This is a genomic window from Portibacter marinus (assembly GCF_021533195.1).
In the GTDB taxonomy this organism is placed as follows: Bacteria; Bacteroidota; Bacteroidia; order Chitinophagales; family Saprospiraceae; genus Portibacter; species Portibacter marinus.
The window spans coordinates 684,129-706,081 of sequence record NZ_JAJNKB010000002.1 but is presented as its reverse complement, the minus strand read 5'-3'; the positions used below and the strand labels follow the sequence as shown (position 1 = coordinate 706,081).

Below are 21,953 nucleotides of genomic sequence, written 5' to 3'. Positions count from 1 at the left end.
AACTTAATAACTAGAAAGAACCTATGAAAAGACAAAGAACTGCCTACGCATTCATTATTGTTGCCATTTCGATTGTGTTTATCATCTATGCGAAGAACTTCTTAGTTCCGCTGATTCTTGCAATTGTACTGTGGTATCTGATCAATGCGCTTAATTCACTTTTTAGAGCAGCTCCCTTTGTCAGAAATAATATTCATAAAGCCATCACGATCACTCTATCTTCGATTTTTATTTTGCTCATCTTATTCAGTATCGGTAGCCTAATTACGACCAATATCAATGGTATGATTGCCGTGGCTCCGAGCTATCGGATCAATTTTGAACAACAAATCAGCAAGATTGCAACTTCCATTGGCTATTCCAGAGCCACTGATATACAGACTCTTTCTACACAAATGGAGTTTGACAGTTTTTTAAGGGGATTGCTAATGTCCTCCAGAAAAGTAGCTCAGCAATTTTCCATCATTTTACTTTATACCCTATTTTTACTTCTGGAGCAAAGCACCTTCGCTAAAAAAATAGTGGCGCTAGGCATGGGGAAAGACCGACGGGAACGTTTGTCTGTTATTATGCAGGGTATCAATGAAGGAGTCAGAACTTATCTGGGAGTCAAACTCATAGCTTCGATCGCGACCGGGCTTTTAAGTTACGGTGTGTTGCGCTTTGTGGGATTAGATTTTGCCGTATTCTGGGCTTTTATCATTTTCATTTTCAATTTTATACCTACTATCGGAAGTATAACCGCCACCATCTTTCCTTCTCTAGTAGCATTGGTACAGTTTGAAACCTTGACTCCTTTTTTCATCGTTTTAATCGGTGTCGGTGTCATTCAGATTATCATCGGAGGGATCCTGGAACCTAAGTTTTACGGTGATTCTTTGAACATAAGTCCGTTTGTGATCGTTTTGTCCCTCGTGATGTGGGGATTATTATGGGGCGTAGTGGGGATGCTTCTTTGTGTACCCATCACGGTGATACTCATTAAAATCTTTGCTCAATTCGATAATACGAGAGCCATTGCCATAATGTTGTCCAGAAATGGTAATATAGGTAGTGTAGGAAGAAATTGATAACAGATATCATCTTTATTTAATATATTGGTGCCTGATGGAAACGACAACTAGCAGAATTCACTTCAATTTTAAATTATCGGATTTGTTGGTACAACCACTCGCCTACAAATCCATCGCCTTTCTAGAGGAGCTGGTAGAAATTCTGCAAAAGGATATCAAGGATAGTGATGAAGATTATCAATCGAGAATTTCATTCATTTGGGCATTTCAAGTAAAAGAAATTGCCATTCTTTTTAGGGACACAGTCGTCAATTTATTGAAATTAGAACAATATGTAAGCGATGGCATTCGGTCTGAAGAAGAATTAGAAAATTACCAAAAAGAGCTTTACGATATTCTTGAGTCTGCGACAAATGACCTGGAAGATACTTTTGTCAAATGTGAAGAGCGTAATCAGGAATTAAATTCAGAATGGGAGCACCAATTCAATCCTGCGCCAGCGGTCATATTGCAGGTAGAAAAACTGATCAATCAGATCAAAACGATTCAACGAAGTCAGCTAAAACTTGACTTACTGACCATTAAATTTGAAGATTATCGGTCCAGCTATTTGGAACATATGAATCAAAGAGAAGACTCTCTCCACAAAATCGAAAAAAGTCTGGTTTCACTCAAAAGCACCATTGAGTCAGAAGAAGACAAACTGGGGAAGGTGCAATTAAACAAGATTGACAATCTCATAGAAACGCTTTTACAAAAGATTGAAGATGGAATCGTGCTGGCACCCTACCAATTTATTGTTTTGGAGGATGTCGATAAGTTAAAGCTTGCCGTCGGAACGGCAGGTGGGCATCTAATCTACAAATCCGTAGATGTTTTGTCAGAGATTTCTGGCTGGACCTCCTTTAATCTGGCTTCACCCCTAAAGACCATTGACACCAAAATACAGGCCTACAAAGAAAAAACCATCGTTGGTCTCATTCAGGTGTCTAATAGAATCAAGGCCAAATTAGAGAGTGCGAATGGAGATGAAGTCGAAGTTCCTAAATCCGAAATCACTGCGCCGGTACAAAAGTTAATCAGCGAGTATCGAGAGGACATAGTGCCCAACGCATTGGAACGACTCGACGAGTTAAAAGAGCGTTTGGTTACGCATATAAGAATCAGCCAACTTTTCAATAATAAGTTTAATTTTCTTCCTTCTTCTGCTATTGGCCAGTTGACCGGATTTGCTGAAAAGTCAGATCTTCAAAGACGCTATAGTCCAGGAAGGATCAGAAGTGTGTTTGCCCAATTTTTCGAAAACTTATTTTCCACTTATTCAGAAAAAGAGCAAGTTACAGCTGCTGCCTTTATTAAAGATGTCATAAGCTTTGATACAGAAAATGATGCCAATGCCTTGTTTTTAAAAAGTGGTTTTCTGGGCAGTTCTTTTTCTGTAAAGCGGACCGAGATTATTCACAAGGTCAAAAATCATTTTGAGTTGTGGCGGGAAGGATATGGTGGAGGACTCCTCATTAAAGGTGGTCATTTGTCAGGACGCTCCACAGTTTTGGAAATGTTACCGATCAATTATCCCGAAGTGGAGAGCTATCACGTAGTTCCGGGACAGAAGATTGATGTCAAAGGACACAAGCGTGCCATGGGTGACGATTTGATTGATACCTTAAATTTCATTATTAAATATAAGGGGCCTGAAAAATGTATGGTCACCATAGATGACTTAAACTACTATGCAGACCATCCGGAAAAAACTTTTGAAATTTTCGCGGAGCTGAACAAGATAGTGTCCAAACATTCTAAAAAAGTCTATTTTGCCATTGTCGTCCATAAATATTTATACAATAAATTATCGCATTATTTCAATATTGCTGATATCTATACCGAAACAGTGAATACTGATTTCATGACTGTAGATCAGATTCAGGATGCGGTATTAACCCGGGCGCATGCAGTCGTGAACAACGATGATATGGATGCAGAGTCAGAAACACTGGCCTCCATTTCCAGGAAGGTCGCTAAAAAAGCTAGCGGGAATGTGGGTAAGGCAATGCAACTTTGGTGTATGTATACCAATGGCAAATACTCCTTCGATACCAGTCAGACTCAATTTAGAAAACTGGTAGAAAATCACCATGCCCTACTTAAGCTGTTAATCATGCATGGATGGGTTCAGGAGTTAGAAATCAGAAATATGTTTAATGCCATAGATGCCAATGAAGTAAGATCGGCCATTAAAGGGCTGGTCCAAATTCGTTTATTAGAGCGGCCGAAAGAAGGATTCATTTGTATTAATCCATATTTGGTCGTTTTTGTGGAAGGTGTGATAAATAGAATGATATGATAGAGATTACCACGCTATCCTGGAAGACCTTTTTGATAATCAGTGGCTGTCTGCTCATCCTTTATTTGTTGTCCAATAGGACACGAATAGGACGATTACTTGTGGAGCGGGAAACACCATTTACCGGAAGTCAGTGGACGAGGATTTTATTAGTGGTCTTAACCACTTGCTTCATTCTTGTCAATCCTTTGTTTCACTTGCTGACTTTCGCCATTTTTGCCATACTTTATTATATCCTGGTAGCGAAAAACTTCCTGAGCAGAAACATTATGGATCTCGGAAGTTCCAAGGATGGACTGGCCTTCCTGAGCATCACCAAGGATACCATCACGATTTCCTGTACTCCTACAACTGAGATTTCAGAAAGAGAGCAAAAAAATGCACTGGATAAGTGTCTATTTAGTTTTCCGGTTATTGTGGGAGACGAACCTAAGGTCCAGTATGAAGACAAAACCTTTATTGTAGAGTTGAATTTATCTTCAAAAAAATATACATCAAGTCTGATGTCGTATATCAGTCGAGCAGGATTTGAAGTACAAAAAATAACAACGTAATGAATATTACTTTACTAGCAATGGATCTGTCATCACCGTATATGTTGCTCATTGCCGCATCTATAGTATTGATTATGTCCTTCTTTTTCGGTGAGATTTCTAAGAGAACGAGTGTTCCATCAGTGCTTTTATTGATTATTCTTGGAGTTCTGATCAACCTGGGTCTACAGGCTATTGGTGAGAATGAAATCGATTTCTTTCCCATATTGGAAATTCTAGGAATAGTGGGTTTGATCATGATCGTCCTCGAAGCTGCCTTGGAACTAAAACTGGATCGTGAGAAAGTAATCCCTATTACCATTGCGCTTGCCATTGCTTTAATAGGTCTATTGGCCTCTGCATGGGTAACTGCGATCATTTTGCAATACTTTATTCCGGAACTGACAGAGCTGCAATCCTGGATTTATGCCACTCCATTGTCTATCCTTTCAAGTGCCATCATTATACCGAGTGTGGTGCATTTGCGCGCTGATAAGAAAGAGTTTCACATCTATGAAAGTACATTCTCGGATATTTTGGGAATTATGGTTTTCTACTTTCTTGTCAGTAAGATACCTGCAGCTGATCCTGAATTGGCAGCGGAGCATGCAGGAGGTGGAAGTTTGTTGAATTTTGGATTGACAACGCTGCTGACTGTGGTATTATCCTTGCTATTTAGTTATGTCATCGTTTTCATTTTTCAGCGGATTAAGAGTACCGCAAAATTATTCTTGTTAATTTCGGTTTTGTTGCTGCTCTACAGCATCGGTAAGCTACTTCATTTATCACCACTTTTCATTATCCTGGTTTTCGGATTGGTCATTGCGAACATGGAACTGTTTTTCAGCGGGCCTCTGAAAAAGTGGCTCAATAAAAATAAAGCACAAGAGGTTTATCATGGATTACATCTGGTGACTCTGGAAACCGCCTTTGTGGTCCGAACCTTCTTCTTTGTTATTTTTGGAATCACCATCGTCTTTTCAACGCTTTTAGATTGGAAAGTGATCGGTATTTCCGCTTTATGCCTGGCAGTCATCTATGTCATTCGGTTTATTTTAATCAGGGTGATCATCGGTCGAGATATATTGCCACAGCTTTTTGTTGCTCCCAGGGGCTTAATTACAGTCTTGTTGTATTATGCCATACCGCCCGAAGCCCAATCTGAAGGTTTTTCAGAAGGGATTCTATTGTTTATTATTATCGGAACCAGTCTTGTCATGACCTGGGCCATGATCAATAACAATAAGCGTTCGGGTAAGGCCCTGGGCAAAGCAAAAGCTCTACCAGTCGGAGAGACGAAATGGAAAGTACCTGAGATAAATTGACATGGGCTTTCAATATAATGACAACCTCCTTGTTTGGAAGGGCTGCTTTCAATCAAGTATTGCAGGTGTTTATGAATCATTGACCACCGATACTGAAATCGAGAAATATTTGCCAAGTCAGAATGAGTAAGGAAATTGAGATCGAAGAATCGTGGAAAACAGTGCTCAAGGAAGAGTTTGACAAACCTTACTTTGAGAACATTAGAAACTTCCTAAAACGCGAATTCAGATCGGGTAAAACCATATTTCCGCCCGGACCACAGATATTTAATGCTTTCGAACAAACTCCCTTTCATGATGTCAAGGTAGTGATTCTTGGCCAAGATCCATATCATGCTCATGGTCAGGCTATGGGGCTTTCTTTCTCTGTGCCAATAGGCATCCGCATCCCTGCATCATTGAAAAGAATTTATAAGGAATTACAACGCGATGTTGATTTTAGAATTCCGGATCATGGAGACCTCACCTCCTGGGCAAGGCAGGGTGTATTTCTTCTTAATGCGATGTTGACAGTGGAAGCGGCGAAGCCCGGATCACATAAGCTTATAGGTTGGCAGGAATTTACCAATGCAGTGATAAAGAAGATTTCCGACCACAGAGAAGGAGTAATTTTTATGCTATGGGGAAATTTTGCCAAGAATAAAAAGTCACTTATCGATTTGAGTAAGCATCATGTTCTGGAGGCAGCTCATCCTTCTCCTTTAGCTGGAAATGCATTCAGTGAATGCGCCCATTTTTCTAAAGCCAATGAAATATTGCGAATGAAAGGCTTTGCTGAAATTGACTGGCAATTGTAATAGATGTAAATTTGCCTCTGCAAGGATTATAAGAGTTCTCGTAATCATCATTTTGCCTTACTTTCGCCATTGGTCATAAAAAAATAGAAGATTGAAATATAAGTACATACTATTTACGGGCGCAATATTAGGAGCCATAGCTGTTATATTTGGAGCATTTGGTGCCCATGCACTCGCAGATCAGATTTCTGTTAAACAATTGTCTTCTTACAAGACTGGTAATACCTATCACTTCTTCCATGTTTTCCTTTTAATGCTAATTGGTATTTTGTACCATCTAAAACCAACAAAACTTTTAAAAATTGCTTTCTGGATGTGCCTCGCAGGAATTATCTTATTCAGCGGTTCACTATATTTGATCGCATGCAGAGACCTTCTTGGGATCAATAGTACATCCATCCTGGGTCCTATGACACCTATTGGAGGGGTTTTCTTTATAGGTGCCTGGATTACATTGGGAATAAACTTTATATCAAAAAAAGATGAGTAAATACGACAAATATGTGGCGCACATGCGTAAGATTGCAGATGTAGGCCACAGCATAGCGGTTTTGAGTTGGGATAAAGAGGTTAATTTACCTAAAAATGGAGCAGCGATTAGAGGTCAACAGGTTTCCACCCTTTCAGGTATATCACATGAATTATTCACACGAGAATCATTTGGTGAATTGTTAAATGAATTGATGACTGACGAATCTCTGGATGCGAAGCAGAGCAAAAATGTACAGGTCACTCAAAGAGAATATGACAAAGCGACCAAATTTGATGAAGCCTTTGTGATACAAAGATCAAAACTGATTTCTACTGCCTATCACGCATGGCTGACCGCTCAGGAAGCCAATGATTTTAGTAAATATATCCCCGCTTTAAGTGACCTAGTAGATATTAAAAGAGAAGAGGCTGGCATATTGGGTTATGATGACCATCCTTATGATGCGTTGCTGGATTTGTATGAACCCGGATCAAAGGTGGCGACCCTAGATCCATTGTTTGAAGATGTCAGAAATGAATTGGTTCCCTTTATTAAGAAAATCAGACAAGCTTCACAGGTTGATCACTCCTTTCTGAAGCAATATTACGATAAGGATAAACAATGGGAATTTGGATTGAAATTGCTGCGTGAAATGGGTTATGATTTTGAAAGCGGCAGGCAGGATCTTTCTCCCCATCCTTTCACCATTACTTTTTCGTCTCAGGATGTGAGGGTGACCACCAGAATCGATGAGCATGATTTTGCTAATATGTGTTGGTCTTGTATACATGAAGGAGGGCATGCACTCTATGAGCAGGGTACCAAGATTATTGACTATGGTTTACCTACAGGTGGAGCGATTAGTCTGGGCATTCATGAGTCACAATCCAGATTATGGGAAAACCATGTAGGTAGATCTAAAGAATACTGGGAACATTACTATGGAGAATTACAGCGCTTATTTCCGGATAATCTGGGGAATGTTTCTTTAGATCAATTTTACACTGGCATCAATAGAGTTGCTCCCAACTTTATCCGGACGGAAGCCGATGAATTGCATTACCATTTTCACGTAATGATCCGTTACGAGCTGGAGAAAAGGTTGATCAATGGAGATTTGCCGGTTAACGATCTGAAGCATGAGTGGAACAGCTTATATGAAAAGTTTCTGGCAGTCCAGATTCCGGATGACAATCGGGGAATTCTACAGGACGTACATTGGGCTCATGGAAGTTTTGGTTATTTTCCAACCTATTCGATAGGTAGCTTTTATGCTGCACAATTTTTTAGCGAAGCTGTTCATTCCATCCCTGATTTAAAGACTAAGATCAGTGATGGTGATACTTCTGAACTACTGGACTGGCTAAGGAAAAACATTCATCAACATGGAAGACTGTACGAAGCTGAGGAGTTATGTGTGAAACTGACGGGTGAGAAATTGAATTTTAAGTATTTTATGGACTATGCTAAGAAAAAGTATAATGATATTTACAATTTAAACTAGTATTACAAATTTTTATATATTTAAGTACTTTAATCAATTGATAATTAACAAAAACATTAAACGATGAAATTAAGATTATTTACAATGTTACTACTAATGGTAGGATTTGCACTTAATACTTATGCAACCAACCCGATCAGCCCTGAGGCTGTGGATTTTGAGAAAACCATTAAAGTAGAGAAGAAAGCCAATAAATGGGCGCAGAGATTGGCTAAATTTTCACAGACAAAAGCTGGAAAATGGTTTGTGAAGAAGGCGACTCAATTGACAAAATTCATGAATAAAGTAGGGATTGATCTAAATGATCCTGTTGAAAAGTGGTTATGGTATGCCATCATTGGTGTCGTTGCTGGAACCATCATGTATGTTTTGGCAGCTGCAGCTTTTTGGCCACTATCTTATATTGCATGGCTAGTATACTTAGCTGGTGTAATCAGCTTTTGGTATTGGGTGTACCTCAAATTTCTTCAGTAACTAAATCAAAAAAAACCTTCGAAGCAACTTCGAAGGTTTTTTTTATCTTTTATCTTTTATCGTCTACGGACAGCTCACCATTCCCGTTCTTAAATTACCACTTTCATCCACATAAACTTTATAGCATTCATTCTGCATATTTTGGAAGATGACTCCACCTGCAACATCCAATAGTCCAAAATGACCGCTTTCGACAGTAATGGCTTGAGTGGGAACATTCGAGGTATTAGTAGCAATAATATTACCATCATTATCTACATTAATTCCGGTATAAGCTGAACTTGTTCTTTTAAGCATTAGTGATTTGCCAGGAGTAAGAATACACAAATCTCCTTCCGGAAAATTAGAATTGGACATAACGTTGTTGTCCATAGTTGCGATTAGGTCGCCATTTGTATTAACGGTCAGCACATATTGGTTTCCAGTGCTGTTCTTCATTAAAAGTCCCTTTCCAAATTCATTAATTAATACATCCGCATTTTCCCAGGTGCTGGCTACATTTGCTGTAACGGGCGGGCTACTGCTTCCATTGGTCAGAGCATAATACGATGAACCGGAAGATGTAGTTTTGTACGCAATGGTATTTTCCGCTCCAATATTTGTATTGACGCTCGCCGTATTCAGTATTTCAGCATTATTACTATTGCTCGAGGATACTGGAACATTTGATTTCAAAAAGTTGAGTGTCAATGACTCACTACCCCAAATTGCCAGCTCCTGTTCCGTAAAATATAGTGTTAAATCATAGGTACCGCTGTTGCTGGTTTCTATATAAAATGATTTATCGGTCATCATTCCGGATCCAAAAGGTAGTGTAGACTGTCCAATACCTGCCTGGTCTATGGTACTGGTTATACATTGTAAATTAGAGGAACCAGTATTTTTGATGGTCGCTATGATTCTTCCATTGTCAGAAAATAAATTAGCAGTTTCACCTACCTTTATTCTACCATTGGCACTCTCATTGGCCAACATTTCCACCTCTGTAGAACCTTTTCTTCTAATCAGCAAAACCGGTGCCCGGTCGTAGTAATAAGACCAGTTAGATACGAAGCCACAGTTATTCAGACTATTGGTCGAAAAAGATAGCATTTGATTATTGCCGCTTCCGGTATTATACCATATGATTCTATCATGACCAATGGCTGAAGAATTATCAAAGCACATTTCTACATATAGATTAGAAGTTCCATCCCATTCAAATCCCGAAGTGAATTCAAATGCATTCCAGGCACTAACCGTCGTTTGGACATTTCCACTAAAAACCGTTTCAGTTGACAACCACCCCACTCCATCTAAGGTATTCTGAGTTATTTCAGTCATGCCCAGTCGGAAGTTATTGAATGTTCCTGTACTGTTCTTTTCGTAAACATAAAATGCCAACATATCTATTTCTCCCGCTGCAATACCCATACTTTGAAGCTCTGAAGCTAAGATTATAAATCTCGAGCGCACATCTGTTCGTGACCCTTCAAAAAATCCGGCTCCTGAGAGGCTTTGTGTAGTATTTCCGTAGAATACCGTGTCGCTGTAACCTGCGCTTGATTCTATGACATCATTCGAAGTGATACCAATGTTTATGGCATTGTTACTGGATGCCTCTCCCGGTCCGCTGGACACAGATAAACTCAATCTTAAGTTTTCAGGATTTTCTACAATCGCATCATCATAAATTCTGAAAGTGACATTTTGAGTAGTAGCACCAGAACTTGTAAAGGTGATCGAATTTGTCAGTAGTTGGTAATCGTAACCATTAGTAGCAGTGGATCCAGAAGTAGAAAAGCTCACACTAACGTTGGATGTGGGAGATTTTGAAATCGTAATGGGTACGAAATAGTCTTTGTAGTGCTCCTGACAACTTCCCCCGATTCCGCCTCCTGTATCTTCCAATACTGTTGCATCTCCGCTGTCAAAATAAACAGTGGCTGGCAAGTCAGAACATGTTTCTAAGCAACCTCGAGAAGCCAGATGATTATTAATAGAAGAGATGCTCCCTGATGACCAGGTGCTGGTATTATTGACTGAGGGTGCCATAATATGACCCGATCCTGCAGCATCATGTCCTGCTGCAAAATTGTGTCCAAGTTCATGTGCAGTCAAAACCCTTAGGCTATTGGCATTTGAAGAGAAATCGGAAAGCACGTTATATTTATGAGAATTACAAATGACACCTACCCACGCTAGTCCAATTGTACCACTGTTAGCAAAAACATCTGACCACAGTGAAGCAACATCGTGCCTGATGTAGTTGCTTGAAGAAGAGTTGTTAAGATTGGATTGTCCCCAGGATGTAAAATTATCCAATGTTGTATTGAGGTTTGTTGATACTCCGAAGGGATTACAGGAAGAGCAAGTTGCATTCCATTGACCAGTAATGATAAATCTTATCTCATCGCTAAAAGCATTGGCGTAATTCGTATTGACATCATTTGTGATGGCTATATTTCTGGATTCCAGCCCGGATGCACCATATTTATTAAACATTGACCAGTCATTGACTATGGCATATTCCACATCGTAACATAGTCCCGAAGATCTGCTGTTGTGATCCTGATCCTTTAGCTTATAAGTTTTTTCACTAACTTCCTGTACACCGCATTTCACGGGAGCAGTCTCCTTGACATCATTCACATTGTAGATAATAAATGATTCTGGTGAGCGAGATGGAGTATAGAACCTGGAGGGCTCAATGTAAAACACTTCCTCACCATCTTGCACATATCCAAATATGAAATCTTTACCGATGGTAATGGAGGCTTGTCCACCTTGGTCAGTGTAACCTGTAAGAGGAATAACCCTGTCCTCAGATGAAGTTAAAGCTCTACCATTTTGATCTATAAATTTATAGTCTTCCGCCAATATATTCGAAGGAGTTAATTCCAAGTTCCATGTGTGAAGTTGTAAGTATACCATATCATCTGTTCTCCCATTTACCTGAGACAATAAGAAATCGGTATTTATACTTTTCTCTTCATACTTTTCGAAGACTTCCTGGGGGTTACTTTTCTGACCATAAGCTGCACTGATAAGCACTGCCAACAGGCAAAGTAATACATACTTCATCAAGTATCATTTTCATTATTAAAGAAACTTTTCGGATGTGTTATAAAAGGTATTCAGCGGTTTCTAAACAATAGACGCTTATTAAGCCTGGGGCCCCTTAAAGATCATATCAGTTAACATGAAAATGTCTACTTTTTTACATTGTCATGATATTTGACTGATTTTCAAGAAAGTTGTAACAAAGATTTAACGCCTATTAACTTAACTTTTTCAAATATTTCTCGTCTTAACAGTAGTTATAATTCAGTAAAAAATATAGAGGTTTTTCTTTGGGTTTGGGCAGAATTATAGAAGTTATGCCCTATCGCTCCACAAAGGTGGGGCGATTTTTATTTATCTCAGGTTTGAAAGGCAAAAGCGAAAGTAATGATAAATATGTATTCACCCAATATATTCGAAACCATATGTCTTAATCAAGTGTTTTAAATGGTGTAACACCTTATCAATGTCAATTAAGAATCAGTGCATTTGGGGTGAACATCGTTAATGATTATCTTTGCGTGATGAAAAAAATTGCTTTATTATTTCTTATCATACTGTTCTTAATCTTTTTCCCTGGATTTAATGAATTAATGGCTCAGTGCCCCATGTGTCGTATGTCTGCAGAATCTAACCTGGAACATGGAGGGACTATGGGTCGTGGATTGAACAAAGGTATTCTTTACATTCTAAGTTTACCTTACCTGCTTGTGCTGACCTTAGGTATTGTGTGGTATCGGAATAAAAAAAGAAATGCTCAGGAAGAGCTATAGTGATTAATTTCTTTTAGCCGTAGCAAGGTCTCAACATCAAATACAAAATCGGTCCTGTCACTGCTACATAAAGCCAAAGTGGAAATACCCAGCGAGCCATTCTCCGATGTTTTTCTATCTGATTAGTATATCCTCTTATCAATGTAAACAAGATAAAAGGGAATATCACTCCTGCTAGTATAACATGTGTTATCAAAAGGGTAAAGTAAAGATATCTGATATTGCCTTCAATGCAGTAACTGGTCTCAGGTGTTGTAAAATGATATAATACATAGGACAAAAGAAACAATGCCGAAGTAATAACAGCGGCAAACATGGTATTTCGGTGAGCAATGATTTTCTTTTGTTTAATAAAAACAAGTGCTACAATCAATAAAACTGCTGTAATAGCATTTAAGGTTGAATGAATCGGCGGAAGAAAGCTGAAATCAACACCTACATCTAACTTTACTCTTCTCATGAGGATAACAAGACCTACAACAGCTATTGAAACAATGTAAGCTGCAACATTTAATTTTTTAGCCAGGCGTAAATTCTGATTGACTGAAGGTCTATTTTTCATCTTCTCTCTTTAGTACAATGTCCTTTTCCTTTTTCCTTGGGATGATGATGGGAATATGTTGGATCAAATCTTTAAATGAAAGGCTATCAAAAGTATAGTAATTTCTGATGGCTGAAGCTGTATCTATTAAAGCTATGCTTTGTTCATAAGGATAGTGTCCAATGAGTGTTATCCATTGATCGTTAGCTGGATATGCAGCGATATTCATGCTATCTTTTACAAAACCTATCATCTGAAACTCTTCACGATCCGAAAACTCTTCGAAAACTGGTTCCAGATATGCACGTGCTTCGGAAGCTTGACCATCGAAAACCAAGCTGGCTCTATTTTTAAAGGGGTTTGTTTTAATATTCCCATAATTGAAATCTGTAATAACTGCTTTGGTTTCCAATTTCTGTAGTGCATCCAAACGGAAATTATATCCCCTCATTAGATACCAGTAGCTGATTGCAGGAAATGCAATGAGTAATGCAAGAACAGCGATGACTTTATATACTTTCATTTATCAAAAAAAAGCCATCCAAATGGATGGCTTGTATTTTATTGGAAATCTTCTTCTTTCAGTATCCTTACATCCGATCCCATTTGTGGTTCAGTCTTCTCGTCTACTGTTTCATTATTTTTCTTTTCAATCAGCGATCTACGCTTGTTCCAATCATTTCCTTCCCAAAAGAAAGCGATGATCGCCCAAATCAATAGAACACAAGGTAATAGCACAGTCTTTGACAATCCGGAGACTTCATATTTCATGTGCATAAATTCATATATGATAAAGTAGGCCTTATATAAGGAAAGGATTAAAATGACTAGGGATGCAATGATAACCGGCCATCTGTAATTTTCAGCCAAACTTGGAAAAATGTGTCCCTTTCCAAATAGTGAGAAAGCAACTTCTACCAATGTAACCACACCTAGTAACACTAAGCCTTTGTATACTGCTTTTATCGATTCTTCGTAACTTCTATGATCACTCATAACTTCGACTAATTATCTTTTATAGTAAATAAAATACAAGGAAAACAAACACCCACACCAAATCTACAAAGTGCCAATACAGCCCTATTTTCTCAACCATTTCATAGCCATTCTTCCTTTTTACGTAAAGGCCACTTGCCGCATTCAGCATGATAATGATCAAAAAGACCACTCCTGAAAAAACGTGAAATCCGTGAAAACCTGTAATAAAGAAGAAAAGTGCTCCGAACGCCTTAGGGCCAAATTCCTGGGTTGCTGTTCTACCGGCTAGATCTCCGTCTAATATTCGATATTTTCTTAAGATATAACCTTTGTCAGTAATTTCATATCCCGCATAGTTCCCTGGAGCTGTTTGAGCAGGTGTGAATCCGTGAGCTTCACCGTGGTCTCCACCTTCGTGACTACCTTCACTATAATCATCTCCGGCATGTGCTTCTCCCCCATGTCCATGTGCTGAAACCTTGTGGATAAGATAACTATCTCCCATTTCAAAAGTCTCATCTGACACCGAACCATCTTCATTTAAGTACGCACCTGATTCAGTGTGCGTTCCAAAGGGGTTAGTGGTCATCGTCATATGCTCTGTTCCTATCAGATTTGTCCACTCCCAGGCCTGACAGCCAAGGAAGCCGAGTCCACCCACAATAGTCAACAGCATCCAAAATACAACGCCATTTTTATTTTCGCGGTGTCCTTCCTGTACGGCTCTTACCATGGTCACGGAACTGATAATCAATAGAAAAGACATGAAGGTCACAAAGATTAGTGGCAAATCCACACCATGACCTAAACCTATATTATTGAAGGGTGCCGTTTTAAAAACAAAATCCGGCACTGGCCATGTAGGCATACTAAACCTTAAAGCTCCATATGCAATTAGAAATCCTGAGAACGTAAAAGCATCAGAGAGTAAGAAATACCACATCATCAGTTTACCATAACTGACCTTAAATGGCTGTTTACCTCCATCCCAGGCTCCTTTTTCATTCTCGGTCTCGTGATGTACCGCTGCTTCTGTTGCCATGTTTTTCGTCTAATATTTATCTATACAACAATAGAAATACAAACAGATATACCCATAACAGGTCTACGAAGTGCCAGTAGTGTAAAACCAACTGGAATCTTTTCTTTCTCTGATCTGTATATTCAAATTTCAAAGTAAATGCGTGGAGGAGTGCTAATGTTAAAGCCGCGATTCCACCAATAATGTGCGCCGCATGAGCTGCAGTAATTACATACAAGAAAGAACCAGAAGGATTAATCTTCATATCAATTCCTGTATTAAACAATTCCATCCAGGCATTATACTGCAAAACTAAAAAAGCTATTCCTAATACAAAGCTTATTGCCAATCCTACTTTGTATAAAATTTCTTTCTGATTCTTATAGGCATTAAATGCCATATGTAAAGTAACACTGCTCGTCAAAATGACAATCGTGCTTACTATAAACAAATCTGGCAATCTAAATTCCAACCAGTTGCCAGCAGCCTGCCTTACGATGTAAGCACTTGTCAGGGCTCCAAACATCATAGTAATACTGGCCATGGCTGTCCACAGTCCGAATAATTGGGGATTGATTCTATTTTTTATACTCATTACTTCCATATCATTAAATTATTGATCCAATGTAATAGGTTAGTAAGATTATTGGTAAATAGGCAAAAGAACTAAACATCAATGCCATTGCCGATTTGCGATCAGCTCTTCTGTAAAAATTCCATGCAAATCCAGTATATATTAGGCTACTTATGGCTACTAGTAAGCATGCACCAAATGAAATATCTCCAACCATAATTGGCAAAAATGAAATGAAGATAAGCGGTATTGCCGCAAAGAATGAATAAAGGCCTATCCTTGAATCCAATTCTTGTTCTTTCGTAGGCAAAAGTTTAAATCCCGCTTTTTGGTAATCTTCAAAGCCTAGCCAGCCAATTGCCCAAAAATGCGGCAGTTGCCACAAAACCTGAATGGTAAAAATTACAATCGCCAAGGCACTGATATACCCTTGAATAGCTGCGCCACCTATTAATATGGGAAGCGCGCCAGGTAAAGTTCCAATTAATACAGAAACGGGAGAAAATCTTTTTAAAGGAGTATATAAAAAAGCATATAGTACCAAAGAAACCATTCCCAGGAATGCTGTAAGCGGATTAAACATTCCTAATAGGGTAATACCAACCAGACTCATTAAGCCTGCAAAAAGGACAGCTTCAGCTGAAGTTATTCTTCCTGTTGCAACAGGTCTGTCTTTAGTACGCTCCATGAGCATATCGAAATCTTTCTCTAAGACCTGATTTAAGGCATTGGCAGCTCCAGTCACCAACATTCCTCCTGTGAAAAGGCCTAGTGCTCCAAGCCATGATCTGCCGCCCAACACAAGATATGCCATCACTGCTGAGAAGACAACCGTTAAGCTTAACTTGAATTTGATGAGTAGACCAAAATCGGTAATACGCTGCGGAAACAATAAGGCTCGATATGTTGCTTTAACATTTGCCATTAATGTGCTGCTTCAGTTGCCTTTTCTTCTTCTGTCAATGGAATGTGCTGTGGTATATAGTCGATTCCATCTTTTCCATAATCGTAAGCCCATCTGTGAACCACCGGAAGTTTGCCTTCCCAGTTTCCATGACCAGTTTTGATCGGGGTGGTCCATTCCAAAGTAGTGGCTTTCCACGGATTCTTTGTCTTCATCTGCTTTCCTTTCCAAATGCTGTAAAAGAAATTGATAACAAATAATACCTGTGCTGCAAATACTACAATGGCTGCAATGGTGATAAATTGATTCATCGCTGCGAAGTCATCGAACGAATTGAACGTATCAAAACTGTAGTACCTTCTTGGAACTCCAGCTAAACCTATGTAATGCATAGGCCAGAAAACCGCATAAGCCCCTATCATTGTGATCCAAAAATGTATTTTTCCTAATGTCTCGTTCATAAATCGTGCAAACATCTTCGGGAACCAGTGATAAATTCCTGCAAACATACCGAAGAATGCAGCTACTCCCATCACAATGTGGAAGTGTGCAACAACGAAATAAGTATCATGCATTTGAATATCAATAGCTGAGTTACCCAAGAAAATACCTGTTAAACCACCGGAAATAAACATGGATACAAATCCAATCGCAAATAACATCGGTGTATTCAGCCGTATATTTCCTTTGTATAAGGTGGTTATCCAGTTAAAAACCTTGACGGCTGACGGAACAGCAATAATGAGTGTAAATACCACAAAGAAGTTAGAAATAAATGGGTTTACACCAGACATAAACATGTGATGCGCCCAAACTATAAAGGATAAGAATCCAATCGCCAATATGGAAAACACCATAGCTTTATATCCAAATATAGGTTTGCGGGCATGGACGGCCAGCACTTCAGATACAATCCCCATGGCTGGCAAAATAATAATGTAAACCTCAGGGTGGCCAAGGAACCAGAATAAGTGCTGATATAAAACAGGACTACCCCCGACATTTGGCAAAGCCGCGCCTTCTATAAAGATTTCACTAAGGAAAAAACTTGTTCCCAGCATTCTATCACAAATCAACATGAAAAAACCAGAAACCAATACTGGAAATGAAAGCAATCCTAAAATAGCTGTTACAAAAAACGCCCAAATGGTAAGTGGCATTTTCCATAGGCTCATCCCTTTAGTTCTTAAGTTTAGTACAGTAGTGATGTAGTTAATACCTCCAAGCAATACAGACACCACAAAGAAAGTTAAACTCATCAGCCATAAAGTCATTCCCGTTCCAGAACCTGTAGATGCCTGAGGCAATGCACTCAGAGGAGGATATGCTGTCCAACCACCTGAGAATGGTCCTGTACTTAAAAACAAGGAATAAAACATGATTACACTGGCAAGAAAGAAGAACCAGTAGGATAGCATATTTAGAAACGGTGAAGCCATATCTCTAGCTCCCAATTGAAGCGGAATTAGTAAATTACTAAAAGTACCACTAAGCCCCGCTGTTAATACAAAGAACACAATGATGGTACCGTGCATTGTGACCAATGCGTAATAAAATTCCGGCATCAATGTACCTATACCTGTCACTTCATCAACTGTTATCCATTTACCTAAAAGAGGTTTAATCCAAGTCAAACTTTCTTCAGGAAAACCTAACTGTAATCTAAAAATAATAGACATTGCAGCACCAATCAAAGCCCAGATCATACCTGTAATCAGGAATTGTCTAGCAATGATCTTATGATCCATGCTGAATATATAATGATTTACGAAATTAGATTTATACGAATCGCCATGATCATGCTCGTGAAAGTGATCATCGTATCCTTGGTCTTTTATGATGACTTCATCGTCATACACTAAAACATCATCAGCCATTTCTTTCTTTCTTTAGCTATTGAGAAATAATTTTAAACTCCGTTCGTCTGTTTTGCTGTCGTCCTTCTTCTGTCTCATTGTCGGCAACAGGTTCTGTCTGGCCATATCCTCTTGCATTCAATCGTTCTGCTGCTATGCCATCATTTATGAGATAATCTCGTACGGCATTTGCTCGAGCAGTAGATAACGCCAAATTGGCCTGAGCATCTCCTGTATTATCGGTGTGACCTGCCACTTCGATGACCAATTCCGGTCTGTCTTTCATGACCTCGATCACATTATCAAGTTCGTACTTGGAGTCTGGAGTTAATTCAGCTGAACCGGTGACAAACTTGACGTAATCTAATCGAACAACTTTGTCTGCTTCATTTTCAGCATTGAGTGCTTCTTCTATTTTAGTAGAAAACTCTCTAGCTCTGTTAACAATATCTACATCTAATAGTTTTCCTTTATTGGGGTCAATATCAGAATTTCTAGGGCCGGAAAAGTAGAATGAATTTTGACTTGCAAACCAGGCATCATATTCTTCCTGACTAACAATCTCTACTACTTTACGCATACTATAATGACCAGAGCCACAAAGTTCTGCGCACGCCAATTCAAAATCAAAGTTTTCCCATCGTGTACCCAATTCCGGATCTTCAGGATCTTGCTCCACATTCCATTCTGGATATTCCCTTAACTGTTGACGATAATCTGCTGTGGTGATCGTCGGAGTGAAAATGAAGTATGTAGGCAAGCCTGGAATGGCATCCATTTTTACTCTAAAATGTGGTAAATAAAAGTTATGTAATACATCCTTAGAAGTAATTCTTACACGCACCTTCTTACCAACAGGTAAAACAATTCGATCCGCAATAAAATCATCATGTGTCTTGGGATCTGTAAAATCTAACCCTAAGGGATTCAAACCCGGATCAATGAGTTTATAATTTTTGGTACCTATCTTTCCGTCCTGACCTGGGTATCTGATATCCCATGCAAACTGATAACCTGTTGCCTCAATTTCTATGACATCCTCTGTCGGATCCACATCGGGCATTACATCATTCCAAACGATCAAACCCTGTACCACCAAAAAAGTCATTACTAAGGCAGGAATTGCAGTCCACACTACCTCAATGGTGTTATTATGTGATACAAATTCACCTACCCTATCTCTACTATGTCTATACTTATAAGAATAGTAAAACAGCATAATTTGAGTGAGAACAAATACGATACCTGTAAAAAACAAAGTGGTATTAAAAAGCCCATCTAATTTCCATCCGTGCTCAGAGGCACTGGTCAATGGGCCGTATCCCAACATTGAATTTTTATAATAATATGCGGAAACAACACAGAAAACAAGGAAAGCGACCATGAAGATCATCAACCATACCGCTGTTCTATTATTACCCTGTTCTTCAGCATCTTGCTCTCCCCTTATCTTAGCTGAAAGCTCAGTTACTTTACCAAGCTGAACCAGTATGATAAAAAGAAGTAAAACAATTGATATAATTACTAAAGCAGTCATTTATATATTTTTTTCTAGCTTATAATTAAACGTGATGATGCAAACTTTCTTCTAAGAATGGATCATTTTTGGCCACCAAAGAACTTCTGGATAAAACTGAAAACGCCACAAAAAGGAATAGAGACAAAAATCCAAGCATGGTTCCAATTTCCAATAACCCCGGAATAGTAAAACCAGGTGTAAATCCGCCATGCTCTCCTGTCATTCCAGCTGCTTCATGTGCAGTGTGTAAGATTCCAGGTTTCAACATCAAGAAAAAGTCCCACCAGTGACCTAGTAAAAGAACAATAGAAACAAAAACTAATGTTCCGTATTTTCTCTTGGTATCATTCCTCATTAAAACGAAGAAAGGCACTATAAAGTTTATGATTAAGTTACCATAAAACAATACTGGATAGTGATCGATTCTTTGTTTAAAGTAGGTCGTTTCCTCCCCTACATTCGCATACCAGATTAGCATATATTGCGAAAACCATAAGTACGTCCAAAAAATACTGAATGCGAACATAAACTTTCCTAAATCATGGAAATGTTCAGCACTTACATTGGCAAAGTATCCGCGATTCTTTAAGTAAACTAACACCAAGATGGTCAAGGCGATCATCGACACAAACCACGATGCACCTGTATACCAGGCAAATAAGGTACTATACCAATGAGAGTCAACGGACATGATCCACAACCATATCATCGCGGCACTTGAGAATCCAGCAATGGGAAGGAATGCAGCCGCATACCATCTCATGGATCGATGATGACTAAAATTAGCATCACCACCATTTTGATCTTCATCGAGAGATAATGCTCTCAGTTTATAAGCAAAGAATACCCACACCAAAACAATTAACCCACCTATGATGACATACCATGTAGTGTTCAAAAAGGCCGACTTACCATGTAAGATCGCATCGTAAACTTCCTCATTTTCAGGATTCAGTATGGTCTGATCTGCCCAATGATATAGGTGATGCCAGTGCAGGTAAATACCTATACCAATAATCAACATCAATATAAATCCGACGATCAAGAATTGAGAAAAAGCTTCCCATACTCTCTTGAAAATGGTATACCATCCAGCCCACGCCGTGATACAAACGGCAATGAAGAAAGTGGCCATAAGCGCTATTCCAGTAAAAAATACTGAATTATGTAAAAAGTTAGACCAAAACCTAGCGTGATGTTCCACACCTCCGTCTAAGAAAAACGATAAGATCATGCAGACCACCCCTAATCCCATTCCGATCAAAAGAACAAGTCTGGAAGTACCTGTGAAATTATATTCTGTTATTGTATTTTCTTTTTCCATAATTAATCTTTAGTGGTCTCCGCCGTGATTTCCATTATCATTTCTTTCCAAACGATCATCATCATGATCTCCATCGGCATCTTCACCAGGATATTTTTGATTGATACCGTCGTGATTGGCCGGGTTATGATCTTCTGGCTCGAATTTACCGTCACCAAGTTCCATGACCTGATTGTTGATCACTGAAACAATGTCACCAGCTGGAATATCGATGGTATTTAATGTATTTTCGTATTGATCATACTTTAATTTCAAGCTTTTTGCCTGAAGGGAACGTATATAATGAATAACCTGCCATCTTTCTTCATAAGACAGCTTATCCTTGTAACTTCCCATTAAGTTTTTTCCATATTCAATGGCATGATAGTATCTACCATTACTTGCCTCTATAAACTCTTCCAATAAGAAATTGGCTGGTTGTACTGGATATTTTCCTCCTTCATCTCCGATGGCCGGATTGGCTTCTCTGACCAGGTAACCCTGACCTCCGCCGGCACCACCGTGACAAATACCACAAAAAATATCATAAAGTTCTTGACCTCTTGCTAATCCTTCATCGGTAATCGGAAAAGGATTATCAATTAATTCTGCTGTCGCCTGAGCTCTGCCTTCTTCAGTATCCTCATAGTAGTAAGGCTTTGCACCGTTAGGAGTAATGCGAATCTGATTCATAGTTCGCATGGTATCCGGACTGCTAGCTGCTCCTCTGGCTATTGTGCCAGGGACCGGCTTTCTTGGTTTTGCCCATTCATAATAGTCCTCTTTACTCCCCCATGTGTTATTATAATAATAAGCATAGGTATTGGCTTCATATGCAATGGAGTGTGCCATATCTGGCATATACTCGCTTCCAGTGTTCTCTCCACTAGGTTGCTGACAAGAATGAGTACCTATGATCACAATCACTAAAACCAGTACCCAAAATATATTCTTTATTTTCTTCATTATCTTCTGTCTTC

General features: G+C 39.0%; 20 protein-coding genes. 9 read left to right on the top strand and 11 right to left on the bottom strand.

The genetic code is table 11. The features are described from left to right. The first annotated feature begins 23 nt into the window (after positions 1-23). The 8 genes from L2567_RS07080 (at position 24) to L2567_RS07045 (ending at position 8,462) form a co-directional block, all read left to right on the top strand. Positions 24-1,070 carry an AI-2E family transporter gene (locus tag L2567_RS07080; protein ID WP_235297052.1) on the top strand — a complete coding sequence of 349 codons (1,047 nt, stop codon included), beginning with the start codon at positions 24-26 and terminating at the stop codon, positions 1,068-1,070. A gap of 37 nt (positions 1,071-1,107) precedes the next feature. Further along, positions 1,108-3,357, top strand: coding sequence for a hypothetical protein (locus L2567_RS07075; protein ID WP_235297051.1), 2,250 nt, complete (start codon positions 1,108-1,110; stop codon positions 3,355-3,357). After that, positions 3,354-3,911: a hypothetical protein gene (locus tag L2567_RS07070; protein ID WP_235297050.1), complete on the top strand. Its 558-nt coding sequence runs from the start codon at positions 3,354-3,356 to the stop codon at positions 3,909-3,911. The genes L2567_RS07075 and L2567_RS07070 overlap by 4 nt, the downstream gene beginning before the upstream one ends. Further along, positions 3,911-5,215: a cation:proton antiporter domain-containing protein gene (locus tag L2567_RS07065; RefSeq protein WP_235297049.1), complete on the top strand. Its 1,305-nt coding sequence runs from the start codon at positions 3,911-3,913 to the stop codon at positions 5,213-5,215. Before L2567_RS07070 ends, L2567_RS07065 begins: the two co-directional genes overlap by 1 nt. A gap of 122 nt (positions 5,216-5,337) precedes the next feature. Further along, entirely contained in the window at positions 5,338-6,012 is a 675-nt protein-coding gene (gene ung, locus L2567_RS07060; RefSeq protein WP_235297048.1) for a uracil-DNA glycosylase, read from the top strand. 91 nt (positions 6,013-6,103) lie between these two features. After that, positions 6,104-6,502: a DUF423 domain-containing protein gene (locus L2567_RS07055; RefSeq protein ID WP_235297047.1), complete on the top strand. Its 399-nt coding sequence runs from the start codon at positions 6,104-6,106 to the stop codon at positions 6,500-6,502. Further along, complete coding sequence (locus L2567_RS07050) at positions 6,495-7,988, top strand: carboxypeptidase M32 (protein ID WP_235297046.1); 1,494 nt, start codon at positions 6,495-6,497, stop codon at positions 7,986-7,988. Before L2567_RS07055 ends, L2567_RS07050 begins: the two co-directional genes overlap by 8 nt. Before the next feature lie 63 nt (positions 7,989-8,051). Beyond that, a complete protein-coding gene (locus L2567_RS07045) occupies positions 8,052-8,462 on the top strand; it encodes a hypothetical protein (protein ID WP_235297045.1) in 411 nt (136 codons plus the stop codon). Positions 8,463-8,525: 63 nt separating this feature from the next. On the opposite strand, the gene L2567_RS07040 is transcribed toward L2567_RS07045, so the two are convergent. Next, positions 8,526-11,525 carry a M12 family metallo-peptidase gene (locus L2567_RS07040; RefSeq protein WP_235297044.1) on the bottom strand — a complete coding sequence of 1,000 codons (3,000 nt, stop codon included), beginning with the start codon at positions 11,523-11,525 and terminating at the stop codon, positions 8,526-8,528. A 572-nt stretch (positions 11,526-12,097) separates the two neighbouring features. Between L2567_RS07040 and L2567_RS07035 the strand changes: the two genes are divergently transcribed. After that, complete coding sequence (locus tag L2567_RS07035) at positions 12,098-12,277, top strand: hypothetical protein (RefSeq protein ID WP_235297043.1); 180 nt, start codon at positions 12,098-12,100, stop codon at positions 12,275-12,277. Positions 12,278-12,290: 13 nt separating this feature from the next. On the opposite strand, the gene L2567_RS07030 is transcribed toward L2567_RS07035, so the two are convergent. The 10 genes from L2567_RS07030 to L2567_RS06985 are packed head-to-tail and all read right to left on the bottom strand — an operon-like array spanning position 12,291 to position 21,939. Then, on the bottom strand, positions 12,291-12,839 hold the full coding sequence (locus L2567_RS07030; protein WP_235297042.1) for a DUF420 domain-containing protein: 549 nt from the start codon (positions 12,837-12,839) through the stop codon (positions 12,291-12,293). After that, positions 12,829-13,341 (bottom strand): hypothetical protein, encoded by a 513-nt coding sequence (locus L2567_RS07025; protein ID WP_235297041.1) that lies wholly within the window; start codon positions 13,339-13,341, stop codon positions 12,829-12,831. The genes L2567_RS07030 and L2567_RS07025 overlap by 11 nt, the downstream gene beginning before the upstream one ends. A gap of 38 nt (positions 13,342-13,379) precedes the next feature. Next, complete coding sequence (locus L2567_RS07020; protein ID WP_235297040.1) at positions 13,380-13,814, bottom strand: cytochrome C oxidase subunit IV family protein; 435 nt, start codon at positions 13,812-13,814, stop codon at positions 13,380-13,382. Positions 13,815-13,833: 19 nt separating this feature from the next. Continuing rightward, positions 13,834-14,838: a cytochrome c oxidase subunit 3 gene (locus L2567_RS07015; RefSeq protein ID WP_235297039.1), complete on the bottom strand. Its 1,005-nt coding sequence runs from the start codon at positions 14,836-14,838 to the stop codon at positions 13,834-13,836. 16 nt (positions 14,839-14,854) lie between these two features. After that, complete coding sequence (locus L2567_RS07010; RefSeq protein WP_235297038.1) at positions 14,855-15,412, bottom strand: cytochrome c oxidase subunit 3; 558 nt, start codon at positions 15,410-15,412, stop codon at positions 14,855-14,857. A 13-nt stretch (positions 15,413-15,425) separates the two neighbouring features. Then, a complete protein-coding gene (gene cyoE, locus L2567_RS07005) occupies positions 15,426-16,316 on the bottom strand; it encodes a heme o synthase (protein WP_235297037.1) in 891 nt (296 codons plus the stop codon). Further along, on the bottom strand, positions 16,316-18,172 hold the full coding sequence (locus L2567_RS07000) for a cytochrome c oxidase subunit I (protein ID WP_235297036.1): 1,857 nt from the start codon (positions 18,170-18,172) through the stop codon (positions 16,316-16,318). The genes cyoE and L2567_RS07000 overlap by 1 nt, the downstream gene beginning before the upstream one ends. A gap of 16 nt (positions 18,173-18,188) precedes the next feature. Further along, complete coding sequence (locus tag L2567_RS06995; protein ID WP_235297035.1) at positions 18,189-19,688, bottom strand: OmpA family protein; 1,500 nt, start codon at positions 19,686-19,688, stop codon at positions 18,189-18,191. A 25-nt stretch (positions 19,689-19,713) separates the two neighbouring features. Beyond that, a complete protein-coding gene (locus L2567_RS06990) occupies positions 19,714-20,994 on the bottom strand; it encodes a hypothetical protein (RefSeq protein ID WP_235297034.1) in 1,281 nt (426 codons plus the stop codon). Positions 20,995-21,003: 9 nt separating this feature from the next. Beyond that, positions 21,004-21,939: a c-type cytochrome gene (locus tag L2567_RS06985; RefSeq protein ID WP_235297033.1), complete on the bottom strand. Its 936-nt coding sequence runs from the start codon at positions 21,937-21,939 to the stop codon at positions 21,004-21,006. Positions 21,940-21,953 lie beyond the last annotated feature (14 nt).